This is a genomic window from Lysobacter sp. Root983, assembly GCF_001429345.1.
Classification (GTDB): Bacteria; Pseudomonadota; Gammaproteobacteria; order Xanthomonadales; family Xanthomonadaceae; genus Lysobacter.
Genome location: NZ_LMJO01000001.1, coordinates 774,038 through 790,044, shown reverse-complemented (window position 1 = coordinate 790,044; position 16,007 = coordinate 774,038). Strand labels below are relative to the sequence as shown.

The following is a 16,007-nucleotide window of genomic DNA, read 5'->3' as shown; positions in this document are numbered from 1 at the left end:
GCTCATGCGTTGGGATCGTCGTTGGCGGCGTGGTCGAACTCGCTGCTGAGTTCGATCTCGTCGGGGTCCTTCATCAGCGCCAGCGACTTGACGTAGATCGGCTCCAGCGGGCCTTCCTGGACGATCTCGATCAGTTGTTCCTTGGCCAGCGTCAGCAGGCCCAGGAAGGTCACCACCACGCCGAGCCGGCCTTCCTCGACCGTGAACAGCGACTCGAAGCGGTGGAACACGCCGTCGGCCATGCGCGTGAGCAACTCGCCCATGCGCTGGCGCACGCTCAGCGCGTCGCGCTTGATCGCGTGCTGGGTGTACAGCTCGGCGCGCTTGAACACGTCGTGCAGGGCCAGCAGCATTTCCTTAAGGTCCACCGGCGGCGGCAGGCGGATCGAGGCGCGGTCCGGGACGAAGGCCTGCACCGGCACCGTGTCGCGGTCCTGACGGGGCAGGGCGTCGATGTCCTCGGCCGCCTTCTTGAAACGCTCGTACTCCTGCAGGCGGCGCACCAGGTCGGCGCGCGGGTCTTCCTCGATGCCTTCCTCGTTGGGCGCGCGCGGCAGCAGCATGCGCGATTTGATCTCGGCCAGCATCGCGGCCATGACCAGGTAGTCGGCGGCCAGCTCGAAGCGCATCTCGTGCATGGCCTGGATGTACTGCACGTACTGGCGGGTGATGTCCGCCACCGGGATGTCCAGGATGTCCAGGTTCTGGCGCCGGATTAGGTACAGCAACAGGTCCAGCGGGCCTTCGAACGCCTCCAGGATCACTTCCAGCGCGTCCGGCGGGATGTACAGGTCCTGCGGGATCTGCAGCACCGGCTGGCCGTGGATCATCGCCAGCGGCATTTCCTGCTGCTGCGGACGGTTGGCGGCGGTCGTCGCCGCGCCATCGGCCGCCGGGGTGGTGTCGTCGGGCGCGGGCGACGCGGGCTCGGCGCCGGCGGCGGAGGGCTCCGCTGCGGAGGCGTCGGGCGCGCTCTCGTCGGGCTGCGCTTCGTCGGACACGTTTTCGTTGGTCATGCTGGGCCGGTCCCTCCGGGCCGTGGGTACTGCTGATGGCGACGCGACGAGCGCGGTGTTCGCGACTCGGCGGCGCCGGGTGAAGACAGACCTCGGCAACCACATCCGTGCACGACGATCCGGCACCGCGGGCGGTGCCTGTAGCCAACCGGCAACGGGCGCGGTCCGGCCTGGACGAAGGCGAGGCGTAACTCAATAAAGTCGGAGCTGGGCCCGAACGGCTCGGCCCGTGCCGCGCATACCGCGTGGCGACGACGTTCGAGAGGGTTGCGGGCGCGGGCCGGTGGTCTGCAGCGGTGCTGAGTCGTGGCGACGGTGTGGGGAACCTGTCGCGACGGGCCGCTGCGTCCGGCCTCGGGCGTTGAGACTTAGGGTAAGCGCTGGCGCGCGCAGTGTCCAGCGCCGGCCGGGGGGCCGGCGCTGGAGGTGCACGCCGGAGTATCCCGGCGTTCAGCGGGGCGTGCTGGAGGGGCCGGACGACTCGCGGGGCCCGGCCCGGGTTTGGATCGCGCGCCTGCGCCGATGAACGGCCACGCCGGCAGGGGCATGGCCGTTCGGGGCGAGGCCGTTCAGGGCCGGAAGGCGGCGACCGTGGCCTTGGTGTTGACCAGCACGCGCTGGTTGTCGCTCTGGGTCGCGGTGCCCATCGGCACACCGCCATAGCTGATGCTGGGGTTGGACCAGTAGTTCAGACGCGTGCAGCTGGGGCTGCAGTTGTAGGCCATGATCGTGCGCCAGCGGGTGCCCGTGGCCGGCTGATAGCGATAGCCGTGGCCGTAGGCGTAGGGGCTGGTGGACGGATCGGTGGCCGGGTCGTGGCGCGCGCTCTGCAGATGGCCGATCTCGTGGGCGAAGCTGTAGTAGCCGGTCGCGCAATCCCAGTACACCGACGCGAAAGCGGTGGCCGCGGTCGAACCGATGCCCGAGGCCAGCCCGCAGTACGAGCTGTTGTTGAGGACGATCACGCCGACGTCGGCCGCGCTGCTGTTGCGGGTGGTGTGGATGTTGTCCATGTAGCCGTCGCTGGTGCCGCGGAAGCGGGCCAGGTCGGTGCTGAAGTTGCCCGACTCGGTGTAGCTGGTGGTGGTGTAGCTGGCCAGCACCAGATTGATGCCGACGTTGCTGTTGACGTAGCCCTGGTTGGACTCGGCCACCGCCAGCTGGATCAGCGACTGCATGTTGCCACCGTAGGCCGCCACCGCCTGGTTGGTCGCCACCACCATCACCCGGATGGTCGCCGTCGGTCCCGGCGGAATGCCGAGCGCGCCGACGCGGCCGTCGTCCGCGGGCGCGGCCATGCGGATGGTCGGCAGGCGGTTGTAATCGTGCGGATGCTCGGCCGGCAGGCGGCTCTCGTCGACCTCGACGATCGCGTGTTCGCCGCCGGGCAGCGGGCGCACCCGATAGAGCTTGCCGTTGCTGCGCAGGGTGCCGGTGACGGTGTCGCCGCTGCGCACCAGGATCGCCGAATTCAGCGGATCCACGCCCGACAGGGTCTTGGCGCTGACGCGCGGGCCGAAGTTGCCGTACCACACGGTGTCGCCGGTCTCGGTGCGCTCGACCTTGTTGCGGTTGGCGGTGAGCGTGCGACCGTCCAGTTCGATTTCGATTCGCGGCTCGTCCACCGCGGTGGCGTCGACCTGGACCAGGCGCACGTTGGCGGTCGAGGCGCTGGACAGCAGGCTCTCCAATGCGGCGTCGTTGCCGGCCCTGGCCAGCGTGGCGGTGCTGCTGACCAGCGGCTTGCCGGCGGCAACCGCGGAACCTGCGAGTATCATGCTCACGATCGCGGCCGTGGCCTTCACGGAATTCGACTTCATGTCACTCCTCCTGAGTAGATGGCGGCGCTGCCGCCCGAATGAAGATGTCCCGGTTGTCACGTTCCCCTGTGCGGGACACAGCGATTAGGACGCGCTCGCCCTGTGTTCATGCAATCGGGATTTCCCCCAATTTGCTGAACCCAGAACCCCGCATCACGCTTGGAGGTTGATCGGAATCACATGTGGTATCTCATCGAAGGGTATGACGGCAGCGACGTGCTGCCGCAACGTCTTGCGGCGCGTCCGCAACACCTCGCTCGCCTGATCGCCTTGCGCGACGAAGGCCGTCTGATGCTGGCCGGCCCGTGCCCGGCGATCGATGCCGAAGACCCCGGCCCGGCCGGTTTCAGCGGCAGCCTGATCGTGGCCGAGTTCGATTCATTGGAAGACGCGCGCGCCTGGGCCGACGCCGACCCCTACGTCGCCGCCGGCGTCTACACCCGCGTCGACGTGCGCCCGTTCAAGCGGGTGTTGCCGTGAGCGCCGGCCGGCTGCCGCGCGAACAGCGCGTCGACGCGATCCGCGCCGCCCTCGAAGCCGCGCTGTCGCCCGAATCGCTCAGCGTGGTCGACGACAGCCACCGCCACGCCGGCCACGCCGGCGCGCAGGACGGGCGAGGGCATTACAACGTCGAGATCGTCAGCGCGGCTTTCGCCGGCCTCAACCCGATCGCGCGTCACCGGGCGGTGTACGCGGCGTTGGGGGAGATGATGACCACCGATATCCATGCGCTGGCGATCAAGGCGAGGGCGCCTGGGGAGGGCTAGGGCGCCGCATGATGCCGCAGTGCAGCATGTGCGGCAGGCCAAGCCTGTTGTTCCCGCAAGGATTTATCGCCGAGGCCGGTTTGGATAACACGAACTTTACACTCGTGTTTGAAAACGTTTACAGTCGGCCCCGCATCCCAACCGCGGAGGGGCGGTTCAGGGCGTGACCAGCGTAACCATCAAAGATGTAGCGAGAGTGGCCCAGGTTTCCGTGGCCACCGTATCGCGTGCGCTCAACGGACACGGCAACGTGGCCGAGGAAGTGCGTCGCCGCGTGCTGGCCGCCGCCAACGAACTGCGTTACACCCCGCACGCCGCCGCGCGCAGCCTCAGCAGCCGCCGCACCCAGACCCTGGGCGTGGTGCTGCCGGACCTGCACGGCGAATTCTTCTCCGAACTGGTGCGCGGCATCGACCAGGTCGCGCGCGAGCACCGTCTGCACCTGCTGGTCTCCAGCTACCACGGCCATCCCGAAGAGCAGGGCGCCGCGCTGCGCGCCATGCGCGGCCGCGTCGACGGCCTGCTGGTGATGTCGCCGTTCGTGGCCGCGCCCGGCCCGCTGGCCGAGGAACTCGCGCCGACTCTGCCGACGGTGCTGATCAATACCCAACACGCGACCGCGGGCGTGATCTCGCTGGGCGTGGACAACTACGGCGGCGCCGTGGCGATGGTCGAGCACCTGGTCGCCTCCGGGCACCGCCGCATCGCCTTCATCGCCGGCCCCAGCGACAACTTCGACGCCCACGAGCGCCTGCGCGGTTACCGCGACGCGCTCAATCGCCTGCTGCCCGATGCCGAGGAATGGGTGCTGCCGGGCGACTTCGATGAGGCCTCGGGCCATCAGGCCGGGCTGGAGATCCTCGGTGCCAAACAGCGCCCGGATGCGGTGTTCGCGGCCAACGACATGATGGCCCTGGGCTGTCTGTTCGTATTCGCGCAGGGTGGGGTGGACGTGCCGGGCGAGATCGCGCTGGCCGGCTTCGACGACATCCCGCTGGCGCGTTACGTGCACCCGACCTTGACCACCATGCGGGTCAATATCGCCGAACTCGGCGCCCGCGCCGCGCGGCTGCTGTTGATCCAGATCGCCGGCGAAGCCTTGCCGGACGAAGGCCGCGCGGCCTTGCGCCCGGAACTGATCGTGCGCGCCTCCAGTGCATCCGTGGAGAGCAAGCGCAACTAAGCGCCTGATCGACCTTTTTTTGCGTTGCGATGTAACCGTTTACAACTCAGCTCGAATGCTTCTTGGAGAGAGGGAAAGCATATGAAGCCGTATCACCGCTCGACCCGTCGGCCCACGCCGAGATTGTTAGCCTGCGCCCTGGCCAGCTGCTTGGCGATGGCCGCCCCCGCCGCCTTCGCTCAGTCCACCGCCGCCACCATCCGAGGTCAGGTGACCGTGGATTCGGCGCCAGCGACCGATGCGAAGGTCACCGCCACCAATGTCGCTACCGGTTTGACCCGCAGCGTGCAGTCCACCGCCAACGGCGGTTATGCCGTGGCCGGCCTGCCGCCGGGTACCTACCGAATCGACGTAAGCGCGGGCGGGCAGACCAATTCCAAGACCATCACCGTCCAGGTCGGTCAGACAGCTACCGTGAACCTGTCGACCGGAGGCGTGGCCGAGACCGCGCCCGCAGGCGAGGCGACCAACATCGACGCGGTGACCGTGACCGCTGCGCCGGTGTTTGAGACCAAGACGTCGGAGGTCGCGACTTACATCAGTCAGCGTCAAATCGAAGCACTGCCGCAAGGCTCGCGCAACTTTCTGGCGTTCGCCGACATCGTGCCTGGCATGATCTTCGACACCAAGTCGGACGGTTCGACCTCGCTGCGCAGCGGCGCTCAGAGCTCCAACGGCATCAACGTCTTTATCGACGGCGTCGGCCAGAAGGGCTACGTGCTTGGAGGAGGCGTGGGCGGCCAGCAGGGCAGTCGCGGCAATCCGTTCCCGCAGCTCGCGATCGGCGAATACAAGGTCATCACCTCCAACTACAAGGCCGAGTACGACCAGATCAGCAGCGCCGCGGTGACCGCGGTGACGAAGTCCGGCACCAACGAATTTCATGGCGATTTCTTTTGGGATCAAAACGGTACGCGCGATTGGCGTGCGCCGACCCCCGCAGAGGAAAAGACGGGCCTTAAAGCCCCGTCCGGCGAAACCCAGTACGGGGCCGCATTCGGTGGGCCGATCATCCAGGACCGGTTGTTCTTCTTTGTGACCTATGAGGCGAAGGAGTTCAAGATCCCGCGTACGATTTCGGCGACCGGACTTGAACCAGGTTATTCGCTGACGCCGGATTTGGCGGCATTGACTGGCCCGACCTCGACGCCGTTCAACGAGGATCTATGGTTCGGCAAATTGACTTGGCAGCCTGGCGACGCGCATCTGGTCGAGCTTTCCGGCAAGGTCCGTGATGAGTCCGATATTCAGGACATCGGCGACCGCAACACTCGGACCTACGGCAAGAACAAGAATAACGACAGTACCCGCATCGACTTGCGTTATCAGTGGAGCGGTATCAATTGGCTCAACGATGCGCACGTCACCTTTGAGGACGACGCCTTCAGTCCGCGCATTCTTACGCTGGCCAACGGCTTCAATATTCTGAATAGGAATCGCGGCACCGTGCTTAATGTCGGCGGTGGTCAGGACTATCAGGATAAGGGGCAGAAAGGCTGGGGATTCCAGGACGACCTGACTTTCAGTGGCTTGGAAGGCCACACCATGAAGATGGGCGTGAAATACAAGTCGATTGAGGTCAATTCCTTCGAGCAACAGCCCTACAACCCGCAGTTCGGCGTCAATTTGCCAGCCAACATCGACGCAGGCCGCACCTCGTTGTCGACCTTTCAGCCGTTTCAGGTCCGCTTCGGTGCACCGCTCCCCGGCACTGGGAATCGCGATATCCAGTCGACCAACAAGCAATACGGCATCTATTTTCAAGACGATTGGGCCGTCAACGACAAGCTCACGCTCAATCTCGGCTTGCGTTACGACTATGAAGTCACGCCGGGTTACGAAGACTATGTGACGCCGGCCAATCTGGTCGCCGCTCTGCGTTCTTGGTCGAACATTCATAACGCCAATGTCGACTACAACATTGAGGACTACATCAGCAACGGACGCAATCGCAAGGCATTCAAGGATGCCTGGCAGCCGCGTCTTGGCTTCTCTTACGATCTGTTCGCCGATCAGCGCCATGTGATCTTCGGCGGCGCGGGCCGCGCCTACGATCGCAACCTGTTCGACTACATCGCTCTGGAGCAGTCCAAGAGCACGTTCCCGTCGTACAACCTTCAATTCAATGTTGCCGGCGATCCCTGCGCGGTCAACAACACGACCTGTTTTAACTGGGACCCGAAGTACTACAACCCGCAAGAACTCTATGCCTTGGTTGCGGCTAATCCTAATCTAGGTTCCGAAGTCAATCTGATCAAAAACGACATCAAGGTTCCGTACTCCGATCAGTTCAGTCTCGGCATGCGCAACACGATTGCCGTTTTCAACCAGGATTGGAACACTTCGGTGTCGGTGGTCCACATCCGTAGCCACGACGGCATCGTTTTCTCCCTCGGTAACCGCTATCCGAACGGCACCTTCTACGGTCCAGGTCGTACGTTTGGCGGTGCACCTTTCGGTGAGCGCATTCCCGGCTTCGGTTCCTTGATCAAGGCGGACAATGGCGTCGAGACTCGGATGAACCAGCTGTTGTTGTCGGCTGAGAAGCCTTACACCAACGAGTCGCCTTGGGGCGTGACCCTGGCTTACACCTTCACCGATGCGGAAGAAAACCGCAGCAACGCGGCAAACAACGACGAGCACTATGTATTCGACTACCCGAACCTGAACGATGCTCCCTGGGTGCGTTCGATCGGCATCTCCAAGCACCGCTTCGTGGGTACCGGCATGTTTACGCGCTGGGGTCTGACGTTCTCCACGAAGGTGACGATCGCCAGCCCCATAGCCAAGGACGTGCTCAACTGCCTTGCTCCGACCAACCCAGGTCAGGATGGATGCGCCAATGGCACGTTCGAGGCTGGTTATTTCGATGACGCCACGTACCGCCAATGGGATATTGCCGTGCAAAAGGAATGGGATACCGGTACAGACCTGAAGCTTCGGGTCCGCGCCGATATCTTCAACGTTACCAACGAACGCAATTGGGTCGATTTCAATACCTTCCGTGGCGTCAATGGTGTCGAAAGTACCAATTTCGGCGAGCGGAGCAACGACAACATCGCCTTACCGACCCGTACCTTCAAGCTCTCGCTCGGTTTCAACTGGTAACCCCATCCGTCTGCCGCCCCTCAACGGGCGGCAGGCGATGCATCGTGGCACCCCGCACCCACATTCGCGACCGCGCTTCGGCCGCTCCAGTCAACAAAAAACCACAGCTTGATGCCGACAGCCGCCGCCGCCCTGCGTTTCCCGACCACGACGCTATCACCGGCGTCGTGGTTTGGGGCCGATGAATGTCGGTGCGCACCATCCACGCCAAGGATCTGGCCGAACGCTGCAGCCGACCCTTTTGGGGAGAGGGAAACCCGATGAAGTCTTATCGAATTTGTGTGCGTCGGCCCAGGCCGAGATTGCTGGCCTGCGCTCTGGCCAGTTGCCTGGCGCTGGCCGCCCCGGCCGCGTTGGCGCAGTCCACTGCCGCCACCATCCGCGGTCAGGTGACTGTGGATTCGGCGCCGGCAACAGACGCCAAGATCACCGCCACCAACGTGGCCACAGGCCTGAGCCGGTCGGTGCAGTCCGGCGCCAACGGTAGCTATTCGGTGGCCGGCCTGCCGCCGGGTACCTATCGCATCGACGTGAGCGCGGGCGGGCAGACCAACTCCAAGACCATCGCCGTGCAGGTCGGCCAGACGGCGACCCTCAACTTGTCGACTGGAGGCGTGGCCGAAACCGCGCCGACAGCCGATGCGACCGACATCGACAAGGTGACGGTGACCGCGGCGCCGGTGTTCGAGACCAAGACCTCAGAGGTGGCGACCTACGTCTCTAGCAAGCAGATCGAAGCGCTGCCGCAGGCCTCGCGCAACTTCCTCGCTTTTGCCGACATCGTGCCGGGCGTGGAGACGCGTACCGGTACCGACGGCTCCATTTCGCTGCGTAGCGGCGCCCAGTTGGCCAACGGCATCAACGTCTTCATCGACGGTGTAGGCCAGAAGGACTACGTGCTCAAGGGCGGCATCTCGGGCCAGGACTCGACCCGCGGCAACCCGTTCCCGCAGCTCGGCATCGCCGAATACAAGGTCATCACCTCCAATTACAAGGCCGAGTACGACCAGCTCAGCAGTGCGGCGGTCAGCGCGGTGACCCGTTCGGGCACCAACGAGTTCTCGGGCAGCCTGTTCTGGGACGGCACCTTCACCGGTTGGCGCGCGCCGACGGTGATCGAGGATAAGAGCGGCAACAAGATCCGCTCCAAGGAAGAGCAGTACGGCGTTGCCTTCGGCGGCCCCATCCTGCAGGACCGCATGCATTTCTTCCTGACCTACGAGGGCAAGGATTACTTGACGCCGAAGGAGGTCGCACCGGGGCGCAACTTCCGCATCGATCAGTTGCCCGGCTTTCTGCAGGATGCGGCCCGCGACACCAAGGCCGCGCCGTTCCATGAGGACCTGTATTTCGGCAAGATCGATTTCGCGATCGACGAGGCCAACCTGCTCGAGTTCACCGCCAAGCACCGCAAGGAGGAGGAGGTGACGGCGGGCAGCATCGGCGGCGTCAATGCCGGCGCCTACGGTACCTCCAACGCGGGCGAGGAGACCCGGCTGGACCTGCGCTACCAGTACAGCGCGGCCGACTGGCTCAACGACGCCCACCTGACTTTCGAGGACGTGAGTTTCGGCCCGCGGCCGCTCACCGATGCGCCGGGCTACAACCTTCGCGTGCCGCGCGCCGACCAAGTCAACCTCAACAACCCGGTGATGGAGACCATCTTCAACACCGGCGGTAGCGCCAACCTGCAGAACAAAGGTCAGAAGGGTTATGCGCTGCAGAACGACTTCACCTTCTTCGGCTGGCAGGGGCATACGATCAAGGCCGGCTTCAAGTACAAGCTGGTCGACATCAGCGCCTACCAGCGTCAGCCCGCCAATCCGCAGTTCCGTTACGACATCAATCGCAGTCTGACCCAGCCCTACGAGGTCAACTTCTCCTCGACGGGCATCGGTCAGACCGGTCCGGTGGAAACGGACAACAAGCAGTTCGGCATCTACCTGCAGGACGATTGGGAGGTCAACGAGCACCTGACCTTGAACCTGGGCCTGCGTTGGGATTACGAGACCTCTCCGGCCTATGAGGATTTCGTCACGCCGGCGGCGGTGGTTGCCGCCTTGCGCAACTATCCCAACATCAATAACGCGCGCGTCGATTACGACTACAACGACTTCATCAGCACCGGCAACAACCGCAAGGCGTTCAAGGATGCCTGGCAGCCCCGATTGGGCTTCTCTTACGATTTCGCCGGCGATCAGCGCCACGTGATCTTTGGCGGCGCCGGGCGTTCGTACAATCGCAACCAGTTCGATTTCCTGGCGCGCGAACGCTACAACCTGGCCTTCCAGAGCTACACCTACTTCTTCAACGGTCCCGGACATGTGTGCACCGCCAGCACCCCGGACCGCTGCCTGACCTGGGATCCCAAGTACCTCAATCAGAATGAGCTGGACGCGCTGGTCGCGGCCAATCCCAATCGCGGCACCCAGGTCGTCCTGCTGGATAACGACCTGAAGACGCCGTACTCGGACCAGTTCAGCCTGGGCATGCGCAACAGCTTCGGAATGTTCGGCCACGACTGGAACTCGTCGGTGACGGTGATGCACGTGCTCAGCCACGACGGCATCCTGTTCTCGGTCGGCAATCGCCGCCCGGACGGCAGCTTCTTCCCGCCGGGCCGCACATTCGGCAACACCACGCCGGCCAATCTGCCTGGCTTCGGTCAGCTGCTGATCGGCCGCAACGCCGTGGAAACGCGCTTGACCTCGTTGCTGCTGTCGCTGGAGAAGCCGTACACGCAGGAGTCGGGTTGGGGCGTCAGCTTGGCCTACACCTACAGCGACGCCAAGGAAAACCGCAACAACTCCGATACGTTCTCGTTCGACTATCCCGATCTCGATAACGTCGCCTTCACGGAGGCGCTGGGCATCGCCAAGCACCGCCTCGTGGCCACCGGTATCTTCGACTTGCCGTGGGACATGACGTTCTCGGCCAAGCTCAAGTTGACCAGCCCGATCGCGCGCGAGTCCCTCAACTTCATGGCCGTCGACGTCAATAACGGTTACTTCGACCCGTACTTTCCGGGCGAGGACATCGCCTTCAAGCAGTTGGACGTAGGCTTGCAGAAGGTGTGGGACACCGGCACCGATCTGAAGTTGCGGGTGCGCGGCGACGTGCTCAACGTGTTCAATTGGCGCAATTGGAACAATTTCGACAGCGGTCGCGGTAACGGTTTCAACCCGGCCAACCCGAACGTACCGGCGCGACCCAACCCCAATTTCGGGCGGCGCAACGGCGACGGTATCGACCAGCCGACGCGTACGTTCAAGCTCACGTTCGGCGTAGATTGGTAGCCGGCCCGGTCGCCCGCTTTCCGGCCGGAAGCGGGCGACGGTTCGATCGATAGATCCGGCCTCCACCTCGAAGTCCAAGCGATCCCCCACGATCGAAAGGTCTGCTCTCTTCATGTTGCATGCTGTATCTCGCTCCCGTCAGGTCCTGATCGCGCTGCTGATCGCGGCGCCGTTGTCGTTCATCGGTTGCCAGCGCAATACGCCCACGTCGCAGACGTATCCGATAGCGCCCGCCGCCGATATCGAGGTCGAGCCGCTCAAGGCGACCAAGATGGAGCTGCCGCCGCTGTTCCGCGACATCGAAAAGCGCACCTTCCAGTTCTTCTGGGACACCACCAACGAGCAGAACGGGCTGACGCCCGACCGGTTTCCCTCGCGGCCGTTCGCCAGCATCGCCTCGGTGGGCTATGCGCTGACCGCGTACCCGATCGGCGTAGAGAACGGCTGGGTCAGCCGCAGCCAGGCGGTGGACCGCACCTTGCTGACGCTGAAGTTCTTCCGCGACTTGCCCTCGGGCCCGCAGAAGACCGGCAAGGGCAGTTACAACGGCTTCTACTACCACTTCCTCGACATGCAGAAGGGCCAGCGTTACGACAGCTGGGTCGAGCTGTCCAGCGTGGACACCGCCCTGCTGATGATGGGCGTGCTGTTCGCGCAGTCCTACTACGACCGCGACGACGCGCGCGAAAAGGAGATCCGCGAGATCGCCGACACGCTGTACCGTCGCGTCGACTGGACCTGGCTGCAGAAGAACAAGCCGCTGGTGTCGATGGGCTGGTTCCCCGAGAGCGGCTTCATCAAGCACGACTGGACCGGCTACAACGAGGCCATGCTGTTGTACGTACTGGCCTTGGGTTCGCCCAGCCACCCGGTCAGTCCGGATGCGTGGACGGTGTGGACGCGCACCTACAACGACGTCTGGGGCGTGTACCAGGGCGAGGAGTTCCTCGCGTTCGGCCCCTTGTTCGGCCACCAGTACAGCCATGTCTGGATCGATTTCCGCGGGATCCAGGACGACTACATGCGCGAGCGCGGCATCGATTATTTCGAGAACAGCCGCCGCGCCGCCTACGCCCAGCGCGCCTACGCCATCGCCAACCCGATGAAGTGGGAAGACTACGGCCCGGAAGTCTGGGGCCTGACCGCCAGCGACGGCCCGCAGCAGACCCTGCAGGAATACCGCGGCGAGCAGCGCCAGTTCCGCCACTACTCGGCGCGCGGCGCCGGCCTGCGCGAGAACTTCGACGACGGCACCATCGCCCCGACCGCGGCGATCGCCTCGCTGCCGTTCGCGCCGGAGATCGTGATCCCCAGCACCGTGGCCATGCACGAGCGCTACGGCGAGTTCCTGTATTCCAGCTACGGCTTCCTGGATTCGTTCAATCCCAGCTTCAAGTACGACATTCCGCTCAAGACCGGGCGGGTGGTGCCCAACCAGGGCTGGGTGGCCAGCGATTACATCGGCATCGATCAGGGTCCGATCCTGGCGATGATCGCCAACTACCGCAACGACTTCGTCTGGAACGTGATGAAGCGCAATCCCTACATCCGCTCCGGCCTGGAACGCGCGGGCTTCAAGGGCGGCTGGCTGGAACCGCCGAAGGTCCAGGCCGACGGCAAGGAAGCGCTGCCCGAGACCACGCCCAAGCCGCAGACCAAGGCCGAGAAGGAGGCCGCAACCGCGCGTGCGTTGGGCGAGGCGGAGTCGCGCGCGGGCCGCGCCAACGAGGCCCAGGCGCCCAAGCAGCAGCCGGACTAAGCTGCGGCGTATGCCTATTTCATTCGCATTCCCCGATCGCCGGCGCGCCTCGCGCGCGCCGCGCGTGCGTAGCGCCTTCGCGGCGCTGTTGGTGCTGCTCGTCTGCGTGCTCGCGGCAGCCTGCAGCCGCCAGGACGACCGCCGCCAGGTGGTGCGGTTCTGGGCCATGGGTTACGAAGGCGAGGTCGTGGCCCAGTTGATCCCGGAGTTCGAGCGCCTCAACCCGGGCATCCGGGTCGAGATCCAGCAACTGCCGATCACCTCCGCGCACGAGAAGCTGCTGACCGCGTTCGCCGGCGATTCGCTGCCCGACGTGTGCGCGATCGGTAACACCTGGATTCCCGAGTTCGCGTTGTTGAACGCCTTGCAGCCGCTGGATGCGCGCATTGCGGCGACGCCGTCGCTGGCGGTGCAAGACTATTTCAGCGGTGCCTGGGACAGCGGCGTGATCGGCGGCCAGGCCTATGCGGTGCCGTGGTATGTGGAGACGCGGCTGCCGTTCTACCGTCGCGACATCGCCGAGCGCGCCGGCATCAAGACCCCGCCGCAGACCTGGGACGAATGGCGCCAGGCGATGGCGGCGATCAAGCGCGACGTCGGGCCGGACCGCTATGCGATCCTGCTGCCGCTCAACGAGCCCGAGCCGCTGCTCAACCTGGGCATCCAGTCGCCCGATCCGCTGCTGCGCGAAGACGGGCGCTACGGCAATTTCCGTAGCCCGGGCTTCAAGCGTGCGTTGACGTTCTATCGCGAGATGTTCGACCAACGCTGGGCGCCGCTGCTCAGCAACACCCAGGTCGCCAACGTCTGGAACGAATTCGGCCGCGGCTACTTCAGCTACTACATCAACGGCCCCTGGAACATCGCCGAGTTCCGCAAGCGCCTGCCGGCGGACGTGCAGGGCGATTGGATGACCATGCCGCTGCCGGGCGAGCACGGCCCCGGCGCCTCGATCGCCGGCGGCGCCAGCTTCGTGGTGTTCCGCGGTTCCAAACGCCAAGACGCGGCCTGGAAACTGGTCGAGTACCTGTCGCGCACCGAAACCCAGATCCGCTTCCACGGCCTGACCGGCAACCTGCCGCCGCGTCGCAGCGCCTGGAACGCGCCGGCGCTGACGGCCGACCCGTATGCGCGCGCCTATCGCGACCAGCTCGAACGCGCGCGGCCCACGCCGAAGGTGCCGGAGTGGGAGCGCATCGCCATGGAGATCAAGCTGGTCGGCGAGCAACTGGCCAATCGCCGTCTCAGCGTGGACGAGGCCGCGGCCGAGCTCGACCGCCGCACCGACAAGATTCTGGAGAAGCGGCGCTGGATGCTGGATCACCAGGCCGCGGCGCAGGCGGGGGCAGGGCGATGAAGGCCTCCACCGCCGGCTGGGTGTTCGCCGGGCCTGCGCTGACGGTGATCGGCGTGTTCTTCGGCTTGCCGGTGCTGGCCGCGCTGGCGCTCAGCCTGACCGACTTCGACATCTACGCGCTGTCGGACATCGGCAACCTGCGCTTCGTCGGGCTCGACAACTACCTCAACCTGCTGCAGAACCCGCTGTTCTGGCGCGCGCTGGGCAACACGATGTACTTCGTGATCGTCGGCGTGCCGCTGTCGATCGCGGTCTCGCTGGGCGCGGCGCTGCTGCTGCATTCCAAGCTGGGTTACCTCAAGCCGTTCTTTCGCACCGCCTATTTCGCGCCGGTGGTGACCACGGTGGTGGCGGTGGCGGTGATCTGGCGCTATCTGTTCCACACCCGCTACGGCCTGGTGAACTGGGCGCTGTCGGGCCTGGGCATCGATCCGATCGACTGGCTGGGCGATCCGACCTGGGCCATGCCCACCATCATCCTGTTCGCGGTGTGGAAGAACTTCGGCTACAACATGATCATCTTCCTCGCAGGGCTGCAGGCGATCCCGGAAGACCTGTACGAAGCCGCGCGCATCGACGGCGCCTCGCCCTGGCGTCAGTTCCGCCACGTGACCCTGCCGATGCTGGGGCCGGTGCTGGTGCTGGTCGGCATCCTCACGCTTGCCGGCTACTTCCAACTGTTTGCCGAGCCCTACGTGATCACCCAGGGCGGTCCGCTGCAGAGTACGGTCAGCGTGCTGTACCTGATGTACGAAGAAGGCTTCAAGTGGTGGAACCTGGGCAACGCCTCGGCGGTCGCGTTCCTGTTGTTCGTGCTGATGACCGCGGTCACCAGCGGCCTGCTGTGGTTCGCGCGCCGCAAGGGGGTGGAGTGATGAGCCCGCGTCTGGCGCGCGCCATCGTCAACGGCCTGCTGCTGGGCCTGGCGGTGCTGAGCCTGGCGCCGCTGTTGTGGATGCTGTCGGTGTCGCTGATGCAGCCCGGCGAGGCGGCGAGCTTCCCGCCGCCGCTGCTGCCCGCGCATCCGACCCTGGCCAACTACCACGAGCTGTTCGAGCGCATCGGCATGGGGCGCTACCTGTTCAACAGCTTTCTGATCGCGACGATGACCACCCTGGTCGCGCTGCTGCTCAACACCATGGCCGGCTACGCCTTCGCCAAGCTGCGCTTCGCCGGCCGCGATCGCGTGTTCCGCACCTTGCTGGCGGCGCTGGTGATCCCGGCCCAGGTCACGATGATGCCACTGTTCCTGATGCTCAAGCAGATCGGGCTGATCAACACCTACGCCGGCGCCGTGGTGCCGGGCATGGCCGGCATCTTCGGTATCTTCCTGGTGCGGCAGTACGCGCGCTCGATCCCGGACGAACTGCTGGAAGCGGCGCGCATCGACGGCGCCGGCGAGTTCCGCATCTTCTTCCAGATCGTGCTGCCGGCGCTGAAGCCGATCCTGGTGACCCTGGCGATCTTCAGTTTCCTCGGCGCCTGGAACGATTTCATGTGGCCGCTGATCGTGCTCAGCGACAGCGGCCTGCAGACCCTGCCGGTGGCGCTGGCCTCGCTGTCGCGCGAGCACGTGCAGGACAACGAACTGATGATGGCCGGCTCGGTGGTCACCGTGCTGCCGGTGCTGCTGCTGTTCCTGGTACTGCAGCGCTATTACCTGCAGGGCCTGTTGGTGGGCAGCGTCAAGGGCTGAGCGGT

General features: G+C 64.9%; 11 protein-coding genes. 9 read left to right on the top strand and 2 right to left on the bottom strand.

From position 1 onward, the window contains the following. Positions 1-2: 2 nt before the first annotated feature. Together ASE43_RS03405 and ASE43_RS03400 are read right to left on the bottom strand one after the other, a co-directional pair. Positions 3-1,016: a ScpA family protein gene (locus ASE43_RS03405; RefSeq protein ID WP_082607074.1), complete on the bottom strand. Its 1,014-nt coding sequence runs from the start codon at positions 1,014-1,016 to the stop codon at positions 3-5. Positions 1,017-1,585: 569 nt separating this feature from the next. Then, positions 1,586-2,836, bottom strand: a complete 1,251-nt coding sequence (locus tag ASE43_RS03400) for a zinc-dependent metalloprotease (protein ID WP_057159469.1) — start codon at positions 2,834-2,836, stop codon at positions 1,586-1,588. 180 nt (positions 2,837-3,016) lie between these two features. Between ASE43_RS03400 and ASE43_RS03395 the strand changes: the two genes are divergently transcribed. The 9 genes from ASE43_RS03395 (at position 3,017) to ASE43_RS03355 (ending at position 16,002) form a co-directional block, all read left to right on the top strand. Beyond that, the gene (locus ASE43_RS03395) at positions 3,017-3,316 is read left to right on the top strand and encodes a YciI family protein (RefSeq protein ID WP_057159468.1); all 300 of its coding nucleotides are present in this window, start codon (positions 3,017-3,019) and stop codon (positions 3,314-3,316) included. Positions 3,317-3,327: 11 nt separating this feature from the next. Next, positions 3,328-3,603 carry a BolA family protein gene (locus ASE43_RS03390; RefSeq protein WP_057159858.1) on the top strand — a complete coding sequence of 92 codons (276 nt, stop codon included), beginning with the start codon at positions 3,328-3,330 and terminating at the stop codon, positions 3,601-3,603. A gap of 163 nt (positions 3,604-3,766) precedes the next feature. Beyond that, on the top strand, positions 3,767-4,786 hold the full coding sequence (locus ASE43_RS03385; protein WP_056175181.1) for a LacI family DNA-binding transcriptional regulator: 1,020 nt from the start codon (positions 3,767-3,769) through the stop codon (positions 4,784-4,786). Positions 4,787-4,867: 81 nt separating this feature from the next. Continuing rightward, entirely contained in the window at positions 4,868-7,894 is a 3,027-nt protein-coding gene (locus tag ASE43_RS03380; RefSeq protein WP_057159467.1) for a TonB-dependent receptor, read from the top strand. 302 nt (positions 7,895-8,196) lie between these two features. Next, positions 8,197-11,190 (top strand): TonB-dependent receptor, encoded by a 2,994-nt coding sequence (locus tag ASE43_RS03375; protein ID WP_235568638.1) that lies wholly within the window; start codon positions 8,197-8,199, stop codon positions 11,188-11,190. Between the two features lie 112 nt (positions 11,191-11,302). Next, positions 11,303-12,949, top strand: a complete 1,647-nt coding sequence (locus tag ASE43_RS03370; protein ID WP_057159466.1) for a glucoamylase family protein — start codon at positions 11,303-11,305, stop codon at positions 12,947-12,949. A gap of 10 nt (positions 12,950-12,959) precedes the next feature. Then, on the top strand, positions 12,960-14,306 hold the full coding sequence (locus ASE43_RS03365) for a sugar ABC transporter substrate-binding protein (protein WP_082607072.1): 1,347 nt from the start codon (positions 12,960-12,962) through the stop codon (positions 14,304-14,306). Beyond that, entirely contained in the window at positions 14,303-15,181 is an 879-nt protein-coding gene (locus ASE43_RS03360; RefSeq protein ID WP_056175162.1) for a sugar ABC transporter permease, read from the top strand. The genes ASE43_RS03365 and ASE43_RS03360 overlap by 4 nt, the downstream gene beginning before the upstream one ends. Continuing rightward, entirely contained in the window at positions 15,181-16,002 is an 822-nt protein-coding gene (locus tag ASE43_RS03355; RefSeq protein ID WP_057159464.1) for a carbohydrate ABC transporter permease, read from the top strand. Before ASE43_RS03360 ends, ASE43_RS03355 begins: the two co-directional genes overlap by 1 nt. Positions 16,003-16,007 lie beyond the last annotated feature (5 nt).

Excerpts from the sequence above, each read along its gene's own strand:
- ASE43_RS03360 (WP_056175162.1), top strand. The coding sequence starts at position 14,303 with ATGAAGGCCTCCACCGCCGGCTGGGTGTTCGCCGGGCCTGCGCTGACG.
- ASE43_RS03355 (WP_057159464.1), top strand. The coding sequence starts at position 15,181 with ATGAGCCCGCGTCTGGCGCGCGCCATCGTCAACGGCCTGCTGCTGGGC.
- ASE43_RS03380 (WP_057159467.1), top strand. The coding sequence starts at position 4,868 with ATGAAGCCGTATCACCGCTCGACCCGTCGGCCCACGCCGAGATTGTTA.
- ASE43_RS03395 (WP_057159468.1), top strand. The coding sequence starts at position 3,017 with ATGTGGTATCTCATCGAAGGGTATGACGGCAGCGACGTGCTGCCGCAA.
- ASE43_RS03365 (WP_082607072.1), top strand. The coding sequence starts at position 12,960 with ATGCCTATTTCATTCGCATTCCCCGATCGCCGGCGCGCCTCGCGCGCG.
- ASE43_RS03400 (WP_057159469.1), bottom strand. The coding sequence starts at position 2,836 with ATGAAGTCGAATTCCGTGAAGGCCACGGCCGCGATCGTGAGCATGATA.
- ASE43_RS03405 (WP_082607074.1), bottom strand. The coding sequence starts at position 1,016 with ATGACCAACGAAAACGTGTCCGACGAAGCGCAGCCCGACGAGAGCGCG.
- ASE43_RS03370 (WP_057159466.1), top strand. The coding sequence starts at position 11,303 with ATGTTGCATGCTGTATCTCGCTCCCGTCAGGTCCTGATCGCGCTGCTG.